The sequence below is a fragment of the Candidatus Nitrosarchaeum limnium BG20 genome (assembly GCF_000241145.1).
In the GTDB taxonomy this organism is placed as follows: Archaea; Thermoproteota; Nitrososphaeria; order Nitrososphaerales; family Nitrosopumilaceae; genus Nitrosarchaeum; species Nitrosarchaeum limnae.
The window spans coordinates 1-979 of record NZ_AHJG01000255.1; the positions used below are offsets into that span (position 1 = coordinate 1).

General features: G+C 33.9%; 1 protein-coding gene. It reads right to left on the reverse strand.

Going from position 1 to position 979, the window contains the following annotated elements; all coding sequences use genetic code 11:
• Nucleotides 1-15: 15 nt before the first annotated feature.
• The coding region (locus tag BG20_RS09085; protein WP_010194253.1) for a leucyl aminopeptidase at nucleotides 16-979 on the reverse strand (964 nt) is incomplete at its 5' end.

Below are 979 nucleotides of genomic sequence, written 5' to 3' on the forward strand. Positions count from 1 at the left end.
TTTATATTTCTAAACTCAGATATTCTGTAAATAATCTAAAATTAACCTAACTCCAAAACCAGTAGCTCCTTTTGGATTATATGGTTTATCTTTTGTAGCTACCTGCGTCCATGCAACACCTGCAATATCTATGTGAACCCAAGGTGTGTCTTTTATGGCATTTCTTAAAAATGCGGCAGCGGTAATTGTTCCTGCAGCTCTTCCAATTCCAACATTTTTCATATCTGCAACATCTGATTTTATCATGTCCATATAGTCATTATTTAATGGAAGTTCCCATACTTCTTCGGTTGTCCTTTTTGATGATTCTTTAATTTTCTGTGATAGTTTTTCATTATTTGAAATAATACCTGCTACGTTTGTTCCTAGTGCAATTATACAAGCACCAGTCAATGTTGCAAAATCAATAATTGCTTTTGGTGAATATTGTTTTTCTCCAAAAGATAATGCGTCAGATAAAATTATTCTACCTTCTGCATCTGTGTTTAAAATCTCTGCAGTTTTACCACTGTATAATTTTATGATGTCTCCTGGTCTATATGATTCACCACCTGGCATATTTTCAACTGATGGAATAATTCCTACTATGTTTATAGGGAGTTTTAATTCTGACACTGCTTTCATTATTCCAATCACTGTACATCCACCACACTTATCGAATTTCATCTCATCCATTTTCTCACCTGGTTTTAATGAAATGCCACCTGTGTCAAACGTTACTGCTTTACCAACTAATACAATCGGTTTTTCATTTCGAGAACCCATACGATGTTCCAAGATTATTAGTTTGGGTTCGTTTTTACTTCCTTGACCAACTGCAACAATTCCACCAAACCCTTTCTTTTCGAGTTCCTTTTTTGAAATTATACTACACTTCATTCTGTTCTTTTTTGATAAAATCTTTGAAACATTTGCTAAAGTTGTAGGTGTACAGTCATTCGGTGGTAAATTTGCAATATCTTTTGTGAATAAAACCCCC